Origin of the sequence: Flavobacterium sharifuzzamanii (genome assembly GCF_003254585.1) — a bacterium.
In the GTDB taxonomy this organism is placed as follows: Bacteria; Bacteroidota; Bacteroidia; order Flavobacteriales; family Flavobacteriaceae; genus Flavobacterium; species Flavobacterium sharifuzzamanii.
Genome location: NZ_QJGZ01000042.1, coordinates 144,543 through 159,249 on the forward strand (window position 1 = coordinate 144,543; position 14,707 = coordinate 159,249).

Annotated in this window: 13 protein-coding genes; 10 read left to right on the forward strand and 3 right to left on the reverse strand. The window is 34.0% G+C overall.

All coding sequences use genetic code 11. From position 1 onward, the window contains the following. The first annotated feature begins 61 nt into the window (after positions 1 to 61). The 3 genes from DMA14_RS20355 to DMA14_RS20365 all read left to right on the forward strand — a co-directional run bounded on the left by DMA14_RS20355 (position 62) and on the right by DMA14_RS20365 (position 4,752). Positions 62 to 1,678, forward strand: a complete 1,617-nt coding sequence (locus DMA14_RS20355) for a sulfatase-like hydrolase/transferase (RefSeq protein WP_111426745.1) — start codon at positions 62 to 64, stop codon at positions 1,676 to 1,678. A gap of 128 nt (positions 1,679 to 1,806) precedes the next feature. Beyond that, complete coding sequence (locus tag DMA14_RS20360; protein WP_111426348.1) at positions 1,807 to 3,063, forward strand: YeiH family protein; 1,257 nt, start codon at positions 1,807 to 1,809, stop codon at positions 3,061 to 3,063. Positions 3,064 to 3,096: 33 nt separating this feature from the next. Beyond that, the gene (locus tag DMA14_RS20365) at positions 3,097 to 4,752 is read left to right on the forward strand and encodes an arylsulfatase (protein WP_111426349.1); all 1,656 of its coding nucleotides are present in this window, start codon (positions 3,097 to 3,099) and stop codon (positions 4,750 to 4,752) included. Positions 4,753 to 4,887: 135 nt separating this feature from the next. On the opposite strand, the gene rocD is transcribed toward DMA14_RS20365, so the two are convergent. After that, complete coding sequence (rocD, locus tag DMA14_RS20370) at positions 4,888 to 6,138, reverse strand: ornithine--oxo-acid transaminase (RefSeq protein ID WP_111379107.1); 1,251 nt, start codon at positions 6,136 to 6,138, stop codon at positions 4,888 to 4,890. A gap of 226 nt (positions 6,139 to 6,364) precedes the next feature. Between rocD and DMA14_RS20375 the strand changes: the two genes are divergently transcribed. The 4 genes from DMA14_RS20375 (at position 6,365) to DMA14_RS20390 (ending at position 9,755) form a co-directional block, all read left to right on the forward strand. Continuing rightward, positions 6,365 to 6,817 carry an Lrp/AsnC family transcriptional regulator gene (locus tag DMA14_RS20375; RefSeq protein ID WP_008468693.1) on the forward strand — a complete coding sequence of 151 codons (453 nt, stop codon included), beginning with the start codon at positions 6,365 to 6,367 and terminating at the stop codon, positions 6,815 to 6,817. 109 nt (positions 6,818 to 6,926) lie between these two features. Next, positions 6,927 to 7,700 (forward strand): dienelactone hydrolase family protein, encoded by a 774-nt coding sequence (locus DMA14_RS20380; RefSeq protein WP_111426746.1) that lies wholly within the window; start codon positions 6,927 to 6,929, stop codon positions 7,698 to 7,700. Between the two features lie 58 nt (positions 7,701 to 7,758). Beyond that, complete coding sequence (locus tag DMA14_RS20385; protein WP_111426350.1) at positions 7,759 to 8,730, forward strand: DUF3667 domain-containing protein; 972 nt, start codon at positions 7,759 to 7,761, stop codon at positions 8,728 to 8,730. A gap of 8 nt (positions 8,731 to 8,738) precedes the next feature. Further along, on the forward strand, positions 8,739 to 9,755 hold the full coding sequence (locus tag DMA14_RS20390) for a M28 family peptidase (RefSeq protein ID WP_111426351.1): 1,017 nt from the start codon (positions 8,739 to 8,741) through the stop codon (positions 9,753 to 9,755). 163 nt (positions 9,756 to 9,918) lie between these two features. On the opposite strand, the gene rho is transcribed toward DMA14_RS20390, so the two are convergent. Then, entirely contained in the window at positions 9,919 to 11,751 is a 1,833-nt protein-coding gene (gene rho / locus DMA14_RS20395; protein ID WP_111426352.1) for a transcription termination factor Rho, read from the reverse strand. Positions 11,752 to 11,932: 181 nt separating this feature from the next. Here rho and DMA14_RS20400 point away from each other — a divergent pair, with 181 nt between their 5' ends. The 3 genes from DMA14_RS20400 to DMA14_RS20410 all read left to right on the forward strand — a co-directional run bounded on the left by DMA14_RS20400 (position 11,933) and on the right by DMA14_RS20410 (position 14,073). Further along, complete coding sequence (locus DMA14_RS20400; RefSeq protein ID WP_008468670.1) at positions 11,933 to 12,343, forward strand: DUF4293 domain-containing protein; 411 nt, start codon at positions 11,933 to 11,935, stop codon at positions 12,341 to 12,343. A gap of 148 nt (positions 12,344 to 12,491) precedes the next feature. Further along, positions 12,492 to 13,151, forward strand: coding sequence for a response regulator transcription factor (locus DMA14_RS20405; RefSeq protein ID WP_111426353.1), 660 nt, complete (start codon positions 12,492 to 12,494; stop codon positions 13,149 to 13,151). Between the two features lie 7 nt (positions 13,152 to 13,158). After that, positions 13,159 to 14,073, forward strand: coding sequence for a sensor histidine kinase (locus tag DMA14_RS20410; protein WP_111426354.1), 915 nt, complete (start codon positions 13,159 to 13,161; stop codon positions 14,071 to 14,073). Here the strand turns inward: DMA14_RS20410 and DMA14_RS20415 are convergent, their stop codons facing one another. After that, on the reverse strand, positions 14,074 to 14,568 hold the full coding sequence (locus tag DMA14_RS20415; protein ID WP_111379099.1) for a metallophosphoesterase family protein: 495 nt from the start codon (positions 14,566 to 14,568) through the stop codon (positions 14,074 to 14,076). It abuts the gene before it with no gap. Between the last annotated feature and the right edge of the window lie 139 nt (positions 14,569 to 14,707).

Below are 14,707 nucleotides of genomic sequence, written 5' to 3' on the forward strand. Positions count from 1 at the left end.
TTCATTCCTCAGGATGACAAAATACTGGCAAAAGCAATACGAACTAACCAAAAACCATACTATGGCAACCTATAAAAAAATAACCAAAATTGGGATCTCCATTTTAATCGTGCTTCTTATTATAGCAGCATTTTTATTCTGGCCAATTAACACAGACGGAACATTAGTAAAAGAAGACCAAAAACTAGCAGAAGGGAAAAAAGAATTTTTAGCTTCAAAAGCTCCGTCCGATTCAACAGTAAAAAAGCCAAACATCATTATTCTTCTGGCAGATGATTTAGGCAAATACGACATTTCGCTTTACGGCGGAAAATCGACTCCTACTCCACAGATTGATTCTTTGGCGGCTTCTGGAGTTACTTTTACTGATGGTTACGCATCTGCTGCAATTTGTTCCCCTTCACGCGCCGGATTAATCACAGGAAGGTATCAGGAACGTTTCGGACATGAATATCAGCCTGGAGATCGCTATCCGAAGAACAATTTAGAATATTATGGTTTTAAATATTTAATCAATACAAACGGTTGGAGATTAAATGATAAAATCAATTATCCTAACGAAGCTTCGATTAAAACGCAAGGGCTTCCGAAATCTGAAATCACATTTGCCGATCTTGCTAAAAGACAAGGCTACAGCACTGGAATTATAGGAAAATGGCATTTAGGTCATAACAAAGGATTTTTCCCTCTAGATCATGGTTTCGATTATCATTACGGATTTTATCAGGCGTTTTCTCTCTTTGCTCCTGAAGATGATCCTGATATCATCAATCATCATCATAAAGATTTTACAGATAAAACGATTTGGGGAAATGGTCGCGTTGGAATTGGACAAATCCGCAGAGACACTACCATCATTGATGAAAAAGCCTATTTGACCGAAAAATTTGCTGAAGAAGCCGAAGCTTTTATCGATAAAAATAAAAACAAACCTTTCTTGCTTTATATTCCGTTTAATGCGCCTCATACTCCGTTTCAGGTCCGTAAAAAGTATTACGATCGTTTTCCAAATGTTAAAGACGAAAACAAACGTGTTTACTTTGCTATGATTAGCGCTTTGGATGACGCCATTGGCAGAATTCGCGAAAAAGTCAAAAAGGAAGGATTAGAAGACAATACTTTACTCATTTTTGCAAGTGACAATGGCGGTGCCGATTATACTTTTGCCACAACGAATGCTCCGCTAAAAGGCGGTAAATTTTCTCATTTTGAAGGCGGAATCAACGTTCCTTTTGCACTTTCGTGGAAAGGAAAAATTAAACCCCATACAGTTTACAAACAGCCTGTAAGCACTTTAGATTTTTTTACAACCATTGCAGCGGCAATTGGTTCTGATTTACCAAAAGACCGAATTTATGATGGTGTCGATTTAGTTAAAACAGTAAATGAAAATAAAATCGCTCACAAAGATTTATACTGGCGTTCGGGCAATGCAAAAGCGGTTCGAAGCGGCGACTGGAAATTAGTCATTAGCGGAAAAACGCATGAAAAATGGCTTTATAATCTTGCGAAAGATAAATCGGAAACTAAAGACCTCTCACAACTAAATCCTGAAAAAGTAAAAGAATTGCAAACTGCGCTGCAAACTTGGGAAAAAGGTTTAATTAAACCGCTTTGGCCTAATTTAACGTATTATGAATTCAACTTTGGAAAACAAAAGTACTTTGTTGATTTGTAATAAAAGTATTCTACAAACCCGACAGGTTTTAAAAACCTGTCGGGTTTAATCCTAAAGATCAATTACCTCCAGCTAAAGCTGGAGGCAATTCAACTAACATTCTTTAAAAAGAATTAATTTATCACTTAATGTCAACCTCAACAAAATTTACCATTCACGAAGACTGGACCGTCGTTATTCTCGGTTTTCTAATTATCGGAATTTCGCTTTTTATATTTCTTCCAGAAGTGCCCGTTTTCAATTGGTCAAATACTTCTGATTTATTAAAAAACATATTTGATTTCACTAACCTAAAAATCCTTTTTATTCAATTTTTATATCTACTTGGTATCGGGTCTTTTGGTGTTTTTTTAATTGGAAAATCAATCAAAGCTTTTTTGTTTACTTTTCCGATTGTTTATTTTTTAACATTGATTGCACTTATTCTGGCAGGAAATTCGGCAATAAAATCCATCAATTTAGAAGCTGTGATTTTCAGTTTGGCTATCGGATTAATTATTGGAAATTTCTTCCAACTTCCGCAATGGTTTCGTTCAGCCCTATCAACTGAACTTTTTGTTAAGATCGGATTAGTCTTATTAGGAACGAGTGTTATTTTTTCGGATATTTTAAAAGCAGGTTCATTAGGATTGATTCAGGCTTTGGTTGTGGTTTTATCGGTTTGGTATTTTGCTTTTTGGCTTTGCCGAAAACTAAAAGTCGATGACGAATTAACCATGATGATATCAAGTGCCGTTTCCATCTGTGGCGTTTCGGCGGCAATTGCAACTTCTGGCGCGATCAAAGGTGACTCAAAAAAATTATCTTATGTAATCTCGATCGTTTTGGTCACTGCAATTCCAATGATGATTTTCATGCCTATTATTGCTAAATATTTTAATTTTCCTGAAGAAGTAACTGGCGCCTGGCTCGGCGGAAGCATTGATACTTCTGGAGCAGTTGTGGCTTCAGGAACTTTGGTTGGAGAAACCGCTTTAAAAATAAGTACGATTGTAAAATTTTCTCAAAATGTATTATTAGGATTAGCCGCTTTTGCTATTTCAATTTATTGGACTTACACTCACAACAATTCTTCAGAAGCAGTATCTAAACCGACTTTAAAAGTCATTTGGGAACGTTTTCCTAAATTTGTTATCGGTTTTATACTAGCCTCTATCCTATTTTCATTTTTTATAAATCCAGAAGTTCGAGATTCCATCAAAGACAATTTGAAAAATCTACAAGGAGTTTGGTTTGCTCTAGCTTTTACAAGTATAGGTTTAGAAACCAATTTTAAAGATTTATTTCAAAATAATAGCAGGAAACCTTTATTTGCCTTCTTAATTGCACAATTATTCAATATTATTATTACCCTTTTTATTGCTTTTTTACTTTTCAATAAATAAAAAACCAATGAAAGTTAACAACAAAACAACACCATGAATACCAAACTAAAAAACATTTTACTGTCTTTTCTTGTATCTGGAACGGTTGGTTTTTACCAATCGAATGCACAGAATAATTCATCAAAACCAAATATCATTTTGATTATGGTAGACGATATGGGATATTCAGATTTAGGGAATTATGGCTCCGAAATTAGCACGCCAAATCTAGATCGATTGGCAAAAGAAGGAACACGCCTTCGCGAATTTTACAACAACTCAATCTGCGCGCCTACAAGAGCTTCATTATTAACTGGACAATATCAGCATAAAGCTGGCGTTGGCTTTTTTGATGTAAATCTCGGATTACCAGCTTATCAAGGCTATTTAAACAAAGAATCTCTAACTTTAGGTGAAGTCTTTCGCTCAGGCGGATATAGCACGCTTTTATCAGGAAAATGGCATGTTGGCTCTGAAAATCAAGCACAATGGCCTAACCAAAGAGGCTTTGATAAATTTTATGGCATCTTAAAAGGCGCTTCTAACTATTTTGACACCAAACCTTTGCCTTTTGGAAAAACTCCTTATCCAGTAAAATTAATTCGCAATAACGAAGAGCTCCATCCAAAAGATGATTCTTATTATTTTACAGATGAAATCGGCAATAATGCAGTCACTTTCTTAGAGGAACAAAACAAAGAAAACAAACCTTTCTTTTTGTACTTAGCATTCACAGCTCCACATTGGCCATTGCAGGCAAAACCTGTTGATATTGCAAAATATAGAGGTAAGTTTAATGAAGGCTGGGATGTTTTAAGAGAAAAAAGAATTCAAAAATTAAGAGAAAACGGCATTTTGCTTCCTAACCAAACTATTGCTCCTCGCGATCCAGAAGTTCCAGAATGGGATAAATTGACTTACGATGAAAAACAATTTTGGAAAGCCAAAATGGAAGTTTATGCCGCAATGGTAGACAATATGGATCAAAACGTGGGCAAAGTGTTGAACAAGCTAAAAGAACTGAAAAAAGATAAAAACACATTAATTATTTTTATTTCTGACAATGGTGCTCAAGGCGGATTTAATACTTACAATCCGTTAGGAAGAGGTTTGGTTCGAAATGACGGACCTGTGGGTTCTTCTGGCTCTTTTGATTATCAGGAACAAAACTGGGCATATTTATCGAATACGCCTTTGCAGGATTATAAAAACAACATGCACGAAGGCGGTTTTAGTTCGCCATTTATTGCTTGGTATCCTTCAAAAATTAAAGCGGGAAGAATCGATAAAGGAACTGGACATATTATAGATCTTGCTCCTACTTTCTACGAATTGGCTGGAATTGAATATCCTAAAACTTTAAATGGAGTAACTTCTAATCCGCTTTCTGGAAAAAGTTTGTTGCCTGTATTATTCGACAATGCTTCCGAAGTAAACCGTGGTGCGCCGTTATTCTGGGAAAGAGCTGGAAATAGAGCCGTTAGAGAAGGCAAATGGAAATTGGTTTCTATTTATCCGTCTTACCAATGGGAACTTTATGATCTTGAAACAGACCGAGGAGAAACTACAAATGTTGCAGCTCAAAATCCTGGAATTGTAAATGATCTTTCGGCAAAATACTTTGACTGGGCAGATAAAACAGGAGTTGTCGAATATAGCAAATTCAAACAAAAAGGAGAATTGATTCCGGGCGCTGCTCCAAAAAAATAATTACTTTTTTGATATTTTAGTAATTATAGCAAAAAGCGATTGTTGCTAATAGCAGTCGCTTTTTAAAACAAAAATGGTCTACAAAAAAAGCAGCAAGTAATTTGCTGCTTTTTATTTTTAAAATATTAGAAAGAATTATTTAAACTCATTCAAAGATTTCTCGATAATATCAAGACACTCATTAATTTGCTCTTCGGTCATTACCAAAGGCGGTGCCAATCTAATTTTGTTTCCGTGAGTTGGTTTTGCTAATAATCCATTGTCTCTGAATTTCAAGCAGATTTCCCAAGCCAAATCAGACTCTTCATCTGTGTTGATTACAATCGCATTCAAAAGTCCTTTTCCACGAACCAGCGTAATTAAGTTATTTTTTTCAGCGATTTTATTTAATCCATCTCTTAAAATAACTCCTAAACGTTCTGCATTTTCAGCCAGTTTCTCATCTTTAATCACTTCAAGAGCTGCAATCGCAACAGCCGCTGCAACAGGATTTCCTCCAAAAGTAGATCCGTGCTGTCCTGGCTTAATCACATTCATAATTTCGTCATTACATAAAACAGCCGAAACTGGATAAACTCCTCCAGAAATTGCTTTTCCTAAAATCAAAACATCTGGCTGTACATTTTCGTGATGAACTGCTAAAAGTTTTCCTGTACGAGCAATTCCTGTCTGAACCTCATCAGCAATAAAAAGTACATTGTGTTTTTCGCAAAGTGCTTTCGCTTTCGCTAAATATCCTTCAGAAGGAACATAAACTCCTGCTTCACCTTGAATTGGCTCAACCAAGAATCCCGCAATATTTTTAGATGAATTTAACGCGTTTTCAAGCGCTTCTAGATTATCATATTCGATTTTGATAAAACCATCTGTAAAAGGTCCGAAGTTTTTACGAGCCGTCTCATCATTTGAAAATGAAATGATAGTAGTGGTTCTTCCATGAAAATTATTCTCACACACGATGATTTGCGCTTGATTTTCTGGAATTCCCTTTACTTCATATGCCCATTTTCTTGAAATTTTTAAGGCTGTTTCAACTGCTTCAGCTCCTGTATTCATTGGAAGAACTTTATCGAAACCAAAATAGTTCGTTACATATTCTTCGTAGTTTCCTAATTTATCATTGTAAAAAGCACGCGAAGTCAAAGTCAGTTTTTGTGCCTGCTCAACCATTGCATTCACAATTTTAGGATGACAATGACCTTGATTTACTGCAGAATAAGCAGATAAAAAATCATAATATTTCTTTCCGTCAACATCCCATACATACACGCCTTCTCCACGCTCTAAAACTACAGGAAGCGGGTGATAATTATGAGCTCCATATTTGTTTTCTTTTTCAATCAAAACCTCTGATTTTGACGAAAGTGTTTTTTCTGTACTTATCATAATATGCTTTTTATTTATACAAAAATATTAAATTTAAACAAATAACAATCCGAAAAACAATATTTTGACTTAAATATAACAAAATTAAAGTCAAAACTTAAAATTTACCACCTATAAAAAAGCATATTTATTTTTTTGAGAAGTATGATTAGATGACCGTTTATTAAAAAAAAGAATTACTTTTATGAATCGCAAAAGACTCAATTTAAAAAACGATTTTTACTGAATGGAATTATTAGACGAATTTGATATTAGTATTCTTAAAGAATTAGAAAAAGACGGAAGAATGGCTTATTCTGCGATAGCCACTAATCTAAAAATATCAAATACAATGGTGCATCAGCGTATTAACAGAATGATCGAACAAGGTGTAATTGGCGGGATTAAACCAATTATCCAAGAAAAGAAAATTGGCTACGACTGGGCTTCTTTTACTGGACTCACATTAAACAAAGATTCTGATTCTGAAAGAATTATTGAAGCTCTTAAAGAAATCCCTGAGATTACAGAATGTTATTATGTAACAGGTTCTTTTACGCTTTACATCAAAATCATTGCGAAAAATCATGAACACATGCGCCGCATTCTTTACGAAAAAATCGATGGAATTCCAGGTATTGATAAAACAGATTCTATTGTAGAATTGGGTTGCGCTTTTAAACGAAACATATCATTATAAAAAAGAAAAACATTCTTTTAAAGTATTGGTTACAAACCTCACAAGAATTTACTTGTGAGGTTTTTTTGTAACATAATATTTCTGATATTTGTTAAAAATTGAAGAAATCATGAAAAACACCATAATTATTTTATTCAGTGCAATCTTATTCTCAAATCTTATGAATGCGCAATTAAAACCAGTAAAATATACCGAAGGAAGCCAACAGCTAAATGGCTTATTTATAAAATCTGCTAAAAAAAGCAGTAACAATCCAGGAATTTTGCTTTTACCGGCGTGGCTTGGAATCGATAATGCTTCTAAAGGAATCGCAGGAGAATTATCTAAACTAGGCTACCATGTTTTTATCGCTGATATCTATGGTGAAGGAAATTATCCTAAAAATACTGGCGAAGCTGGAAAACAGGCTGGTTTTTACAAAACAAATTTCGAAGCTTACCAAAAACGTATTGATGCTGCTTTGAAAGAATTGGTTAAATCTGGTGCAAATGCAGACAATATTGTGGCAATCGGTTACTGCTTTGGCGGAAGCGGAGTTCTTGAAGCTGCCCGTGGACATTTGAATGTAAAAGGTATTGCTTCCTTTCACGGTGGTTTAGGAAAAGATGCGAGTAGAAAAAACGAACCAATTTCTACAAAAGTCCTTATTTGCCATGGAGCTGATGATCCGTTTGTTTCAAAAGACGAAATTGCTGCTTTCCAACAGGAAATGCGTGATGGCAAAGCAGACTGGGAAATGATTTATTATGCAAATGCCGTACACTCTTTTACAAACCCTGAAGCAGGAAGTGATAATTCTAAAGGTGCTGCATATAATGCTGTTGCCGCAAAAAGATCTTTTGACCATTTGCAGCTTTTCTTAAACGAAGTCCTTAAAAAATAATTTCAAAAAAATAAATAACACCTAAAAACTACCAAAACAAATCAATTAATATAAACCAATGTCACATAATAAAATTAGAGAAGACAAAACTTGTCTAAACTGCAGACATGTTGTAGAACAAAAATTCTGCCCTAACTGCGGACAAGAAAATAGTGATTCTAGAAAGACTTTCCATCATTTATTTGTTCATTTTTTTGAGGATTTAACGCATTATGAAAATGCATTTTGGAAGACCATAAAAAATCTGCTGTTCAAGCCTTCAACGCTTACCAAAGAATATCTTTCGGGAAAACGTTTGTCTTATTTAGCTCCTGTAAGATTGTACATTTTCATCAGTTTTATTACTTTTTTATTGATAGCAATGTTTCCAAGCAAAATCAATGGTGATATTGATAAAAGCGAAAAAGAATTAAATAAGGAAATCGAAAAAGCTACTAAAGACCTAAATATCAAAAAAGAAGACAAAAAATACTTCCATTTTTTGAATATGAGGAAAATTGATTCTATTCAGAAATACGGAAAAGAAAATGAGAAGCTCAATGCTAGCTCCTATTGGTTTATTGAAAAGGCAAGTCACGTCACTGAGAAATACACCAAAAAAGAGATTTATGAAAAATTCGTTGAATCGTTCTTTCATAATCTTCCTAAAATCCTCTTTATAATAATGCCGTTTTTTGCTTTTTTCTTGTGGCTTTTCCATAACAAAAAGAAATGGTATTATTTTGATCACGGGATTTTTACACTCCACTATTTTTCTTTCCTATTATTGATTTTTCTCATCATGTTTATTGTTGACAGAGTAATTGGTCTTTTCGGAGAGGATAGTCCATTATCTTTTATTTCTGGTATTACCACTTTTGCGGGAACTATTTGGATGTGTTACTATTTTTATCCTGCACACCACCGTTTTTATGGCGAGTCAAGAATAGTATCTTTTATAAAAAGCTTCTTCTTGTTTATAATAAATTCTCTTTTTATCCTATTTTTACTCACTTTATACGTTCTTTACACATTTATTAATTTACACTAACTACTAGAATGAAAAAAATACTCATTTTATTCTTAATTGTCTCTGCGTATTCTTGTAAAACTGCACAGTCAACTACAGTCAAAGACAATTCGGATCCAACAAAATACGTAAAAGCTATCAGCGAAAAAGATCTTAAAAAAATGCTTTATACTGTTGCCTCTGACGAAATGGAAGGCCGCGAAACTGGTTCTAAAGGACAGAAAAAAGCTGGTCTTTATATGATTGAGCAATACAAAAAAAGCGGAATTTCTTTTCCAAAAGGAGCTAAAGATTTCTACCAGCCTGTTCCTGCTGCATTTATGAATGCAAGACGTAATCAAAATCTTCCAGATTCTGAAAATATCTGGGCTTACATTGAAGGTTCAGAAAAACCAAATGAAGTTTTGGTAATTTCTGCGCATTACGATCACGTGGGTATTAAAGATGGTGAAGTTTACAACGGTGCCGATGATGATGGTTCTGGAACTGTAGCGGTTATGGAAATGGCTAAAGCTTTTGCTAAAGCTAAAAAACAAGGTCATGGTCCAAAACGTTCTATTTTGTTTCTTCACGTAACTGGTGAAGAACATGGTTTGCATGGATCGCGTTATTATTCTGAAAATCCATTATTTCCAATCGAAAATACAATTGCAGATATCAATATTGACATGATCGGACGCCGTGATGTTGAACATGCAAATACAAACAACTACGTTTATGTAATTGGTGCTGACAGATTATCTTCTGATTTACACAATGCTGTTGTCGCTCAAAACGAGAAATACATTAAAATGGACTTAGATTTTAAATTTAATGATCCTAAAGATCCAAACCATTTCTATGAGCGTTCTGACCATTATAACTTCGCAAAACACGGTATTCCAGCTGTTTTCTTCTTCAACGGAGTTCACGAAGATTATCACGGAAAAGGTGACGAACCTCAAAAAATTGAATACGACGCTTTAACCAAAAGAACAAAACTGGCTTTCGTTGTAGCTTGGGATTTAGCTAATAGAGAGAATAGACCGGTAGTTGATAAAAAATAATTTTTAAAGGCTCAAAGGTTCAAAGTTGCAAAGGTTTCTAAACTTTGACTTTTAAACAAAATAAAAAAGGATAAGCTAAGCTTATCCTTTTTTATTTTTTAAATATTTTTAAGTTTAAAGCCTTCTAATAAAACCTTTGCACCTCCAAACCTTTGTACCTCGCCTAGTCATTCATAGAAATCAAAAACTCTTCGTTATTCTTTGTTTTCTTGAAACGATCGTTTACAAAATCCATAGATTCTACTGGGTTCATATCTGATAGATACTTACGCATAATCCACATTCTTTGTAATGTTTTCTCGTCTAATAATAAGTCATCACGACGAGTACTAGACGATGTAAGATCGATTGCAGGGAAAATACGTTTATTAGCTATCTTACGATCTAATTGTAACTCCATGTTACCAGTTCCTTTAAATTCTTCAAAGATTACCTCGTCCATTTTAGAACCAGTTTCTGTTAATGCGGTTGCGATAATACTTAAAGAACCACCGTTTTCTACATTTCTTGCAGCTCCAAAGAAACGTTTTGGTTTTTGCAATGCATTAGCATCGACACCTCCACTTAATACTTTTCCAGATGCTGGCTGAACTGTGTTGTAAGCTCTTGCTAAACGAGTGATAGAATCTAATAGAATCACAACATCGTGACCACATTCAACTAAACGCTTTGCTTTTTCAAGAACGATATTTGCGATTTTAACGTGTTCTTGTGGCTCTCTGTCGAAAGTTGAAGCGATAACTTCACCACGAACACTTCTTTGCATATCTGTAACCTCCTCAGGACGCTCATCAATAAGAAGAACAATTAAATAAACTTCAGGATGGTTAGCAGCAATTGCATTTGCAATATCTTTAAGAAGCATTGTTTTACCTGTTTTAGGCTGTGCAACGATCATACCACGCTGACCTTTACCTATTGGCGAAAACAAATCTATAATTCTGGTTGAAATAGAACTGCCTTTTTCGGCTAGTTTGAATTTTTCTGAAGGGAAAACTGGTGTCAAGTGTTCAAAAGAAACTCTATCGCGAACAACTTGCGGATCGTGTCCATTAATTTTTAATACACGAACCAATGGGAAAAACTTCTCTCCCTCTTTTGGAGGGCGAACCACTCCTTTTACTGTATCTCCAGTTTTTAAACCAAATAATCTGATTTGTGACGTTGATAAATAAATATCATCTGGAGAAGCTAAATAATTATAATCTGAAGAACGTAAAAATCCGTAACCGTCAGGCATCATTTCAAGAACACCTTCACTCTCGATAATTCCATCAAATTCAAAATCAGAATCTCTGAAATTATTATTATTCTTTTTATTCTTATGATTAGGATTTTGGTTATTGTGGTTTCCGTTTCCATTGCCATTCCCGTTTTGATTCTGATTCGGGTTTTGATTTTGGTTCTGGTTCTGATTTTTATTCTGATTCGGATTAACCTTTTTTGCAGGAGATTGTGTAGTTTTTTCAGCTGTTTCTGCTGTTGGCTCAGAAATAATTGATTCAGATGGTGTTGATTCTACAACTTCTTCAGCAGTTACTTCTTTTACTGCCTCTTTCTCTTTTTTAAGAGCTACTTTTTTCTCGTATGCCTGCTTATTAAATTTTACCGCTTTAGGTTCTTTTTTTCCTGCTGCAGGCTTATTTTCCTGTACTGCTTCTGTTGCCGTTTCTGCAATTGGCTCCACTTTTTCTGCAGTTTCATTATTCTGAACAGTTTCCTCTACTTTATCAAATTCTAAAACAGGTGCATTTTTGGTATTTGCTGCTTTTGCTTTGACTGGTGCAATTCTAGCACGTTTTGGTTTCTCTTCTTTAGTTTCTGCTGCTTCAGTTTTTGGAGTTTCTGTCGACGCAAGAGATGCCTCTTGGTGTGCTAAAATCTGACTAATTAAAGTCTCTTTTTTGACACCAGTAATCTTTATTGTTTTAGCTAACTTAGCTATTTCTTGAAGCTCAGAAAGCTTCATTTCTTTTAATGCAGAAATATCAAACATGAATGTTCTATGAATTTAATTATTTTAAGGAATACTGTAAAAAGAATAGGTAGATAATTAATTTGAATTGACCGCAGTATGAAGTGCTTACGGTATTATGATGCAATAATACGAATAAAATTTTATCATACAATAGCATTTTAAAAAAAGAAAATATATTTTTGTAAAACATTTTTAGACCATGATACAAAGAATTCAGACTGTATATTTATTTTTAGCATTTGCTGCAACTGGCATTTTAATGCTTTTTGTTCCGCTTTGGACAACTAGTGCAGGAAAGCCATTCTTTTTTATGCAGGATCAGCTTTATACTGTTTTATTAGGCTTAACAACTATGCTTAGTATTATCAGTATCATTTCATTCAAAAAGAGACAAAATCAGTTTGTGTTAAACAGACTAAATATAATATTAAATTTAATTTTATTAGGATTATTTGTATATCGATCACTAAATTTATCTGGAGGGACTGAAGTCTCTGAGAAAGGTATTGGGATGTTCATGCCGATTGTCGCTATCGTGTTATTAGTTTTAGCTAATAAGGCCATCAAAAAGGACGAAGATCTTGTAAAATCTGTTGATCGTTTGAGGTAAACCTATAAACTTAGTTTATTTTGTGCGAAGAAGAACCCGAATTTATATTCGGGTTTTTTTTTACCCTATTATATTACAAATCAAACTTAAAGAGTATACTCAAAACGTGATTTACATGATAATTTTGTATTTTCAAATTCAAATAATCATGGCACCAAAAATAAAGGTTCATCTTGCAGACGATCATCAAGTCTTAATTGATGGACTATCCAACTTACTTCAAACCGTTTCAAACTTTGAAGTGGCAGGAACTTCACTAGACGGCACTACTGTCTATGAAGATGTTATGAAAGACAATGCTGATGTTTTAATTTTAGATATCAGTATGCCGAAAAAAGATGGCATTGAAACACTAAAAGAATTTAATGAGAAACAATTGCCTTGTAAAGTCATTATTCTATCTAGTTATGATGATTTAAAAATCATTAAAGAAGTAATGAAACTGGGCGCAAAAGGCTATCTTACAAAAAATTGCGCTGGAGAAAATATTATTGAAGCTGTTAAATCTGTTTATCAAGGTCAGGAATATTTTAGCGACGCGGTAAGAGAAAAGATCTTCAACTCTTTTATGGACAGTCCGAAACTGAACCACAGTGCAATTATAGAAAATCCTATTTTAAGCCCGCGAGAAATCGAAATTATTATTTTGATTGCTTTAGAACATAGCGGGAAAGAAATCAGTGAGAAGCTTTTCATTAGTTCACACACCGTAGAAACGCATCGTAAAAACATCATGAAAAAACTGAATATAAAAAGCACAATCGGTTTAGTAAAATATGCTCTTAAAAACAATCTAATTAATCCTTAACAATTTTATGTCTGTTTTCCGTTTTTTTATCGCTTTACTACTATTTTTAACTGTTAAAGGAACTAGTCTTGCACAGCCCAAAGACACTGTAAACACAAAGACGGTGCAAACTCAAGTTGATAATAAAACTGTTCTTAAATCTATTAGCAAATCAGAACAATTACGAAATAAAAAAATTGTTAGTTTATCTATCATACTAACCATCATTGTTTTTCTTTTGTTTTACTTTTTATATCAAAACAATAAACTAAAGCAAAAAATAAAACGAAAAGACACCAAACAGAAAATCCTTCTCAACATCATCAATTCAGGCATCGATTCTCAAGAGGCAGAACACAAAAAAATTGCTTCTTTTCTTCATGATAATATCAATTCGCTATTATCTTCAGCTGGATTGCATTTAAATACATTTACAGCTCAGAACAATATAAAATCGGAAGAAATACAAAAAGCAAAAACCATTTTATCTGAGGCTCACGAACTCTTAAGAGATATGTCTCATGATCTTGTTCCAGCTCTTTTGGTACGCTTTGGATTAATTTATTCTTTAGAGGATTTATGCGAAAAGAATTCCAATTCTGTGATTGAATTTGAATTTTCAAGTTCAGTCCCGACCAACAGACGATATGCTGAAAAATTCGAAATGAAAATTTATTTTATTGTAAGCGAATTGTTCAGCAATATCACTAAGCATAGCAATGCCCAAAAAGCAAAACTTACATTAAATGAAAAAGAAAACCAATTAATTCTGCGCATTCATGATGATGGTATTGGTTTTAAAACTCAAAAACTAAAAGATGCAGAAGGCTTTGGCTTAAATAGAATCAGAGCGCGAATCAAAAAATACAAAGGTTCTTTATCCATTGTTTCAAAAGAAAATCACGGAACCAAAATAAAAATTCAGATTCCTTTACCACATTAATTACTTCGCTCCTATTTCGACAATTTCTAGATCTTTGATTTTATCATCGTCAATTACAAATCGAAGCATGGTTCTTACTTTATGAAAACCGCTTTTCCCAGCCGCACCTGGATTCATGTGCAGTAAATTGTTCTTTTTATCAAACATGACTTTTAGGATATGTGAATGCCCGCAAATAAACAATTTCGGCGGATTCAAAGCCAATTCTTCTCTAACATTCTGATTATACTTTCCAGGATAACCTCCAATATGCGTAATCCAAACCGACACATTTTCGCATGAAAAACGATTATTTAACGGAAATTCTAATCGTGCCTTTGCATCATCAATGTTTCCATAAACCGCCCTTAACGGTTTTAGTTTTTTAATAGCATCTGTAACGCTCAAATCTCCAATATCTCCAGCATGCCAGACCTCATCTGCTTGAGCAACATATTTTAAAATTGTATCGTCGATATGGCTGTGGGTGTCTGAGAGAAGTAGGATTTTGGTCATTTCTTTTGAGGCGCTAAGGTTCTGAGGTGCTAAGGTACAAAGGTTTTTTTTTAAAGACGCTAAGATTCTGAGGTGCTAAGGTTCTTTCTTTTTTGGGTACTGTGTGTTTTTTTTTATAAAAAAAAATCCGATTTACTTT

Coding starts and splice junctions, on each gene's coding strand:
- DMA14_RS20355 (WP_111426745.1), top strand. CDS start 62: ATGGCAACCTATAAAAAAATAACCAAAATTGGGATCTCCATTTTAATC.
- DMA14_RS20360 (WP_111426348.1), top strand. CDS start 1,807: ATGTCAACCTCAACAAAATTTACCATTCACGAAGACTGGACCGTCGTT.
- DMA14_RS20365 (WP_111426349.1), top strand. CDS start 3,097: ATGAATACCAAACTAAAAAACATTTTACTGTCTTTTCTTGTATCTGGA.
- rocD (WP_111379107.1), bottom strand. CDS start 6,138: ATGATAAGTACAGAAAAAACACTTTCGTCAAAATCAGAGGTTTTGATT.
- DMA14_RS20375 (WP_008468693.1), top strand. CDS start 6,365: ATGGAATTATTAGACGAATTTGATATTAGTATTCTTAAAGAATTAGAA.
- DMA14_RS20380 (WP_111426746.1), top strand. CDS start 6,927: ATGAAAAACACCATAATTATTTTATTCAGTGCAATCTTATTCTCAAAT.
- DMA14_RS20385 (WP_111426350.1), top strand. CDS start 7,759: ATGTCACATAATAAAATTAGAGAAGACAAAACTTGTCTAAACTGCAGA.
- DMA14_RS20390 (WP_111426351.1), top strand. CDS start 8,739: ATGAAAAAAATACTCATTTTATTCTTAATTGTCTCTGCGTATTCTTGT.
- rho (WP_111426352.1), bottom strand. CDS start 11,751: ATGTTTGATATTTCTGCATTAAAAGAAATGAAGCTTTCTGAGCTTCAA.
- DMA14_RS20400 (WP_008468670.1), top strand. CDS start 11,933: ATGATACAAAGAATTCAGACTGTATATTTATTTTTAGCATTTGCTGCA.
- DMA14_RS20405 (WP_111426353.1), top strand. CDS start 12,492: ATGGCACCAAAAATAAAGGTTCATCTTGCAGACGATCATCAAGTCTTA.
- DMA14_RS20410 (WP_111426354.1), top strand. CDS start 13,159: ATGTCTGTTTTCCGTTTTTTTATCGCTTTACTACTATTTTTAACTGTT.
- DMA14_RS20415 (WP_111379099.1), bottom strand. CDS start 14,568: ATGACCAAAATCCTACTTCTCTCAGACACCCACAGCCATATCGACGAT.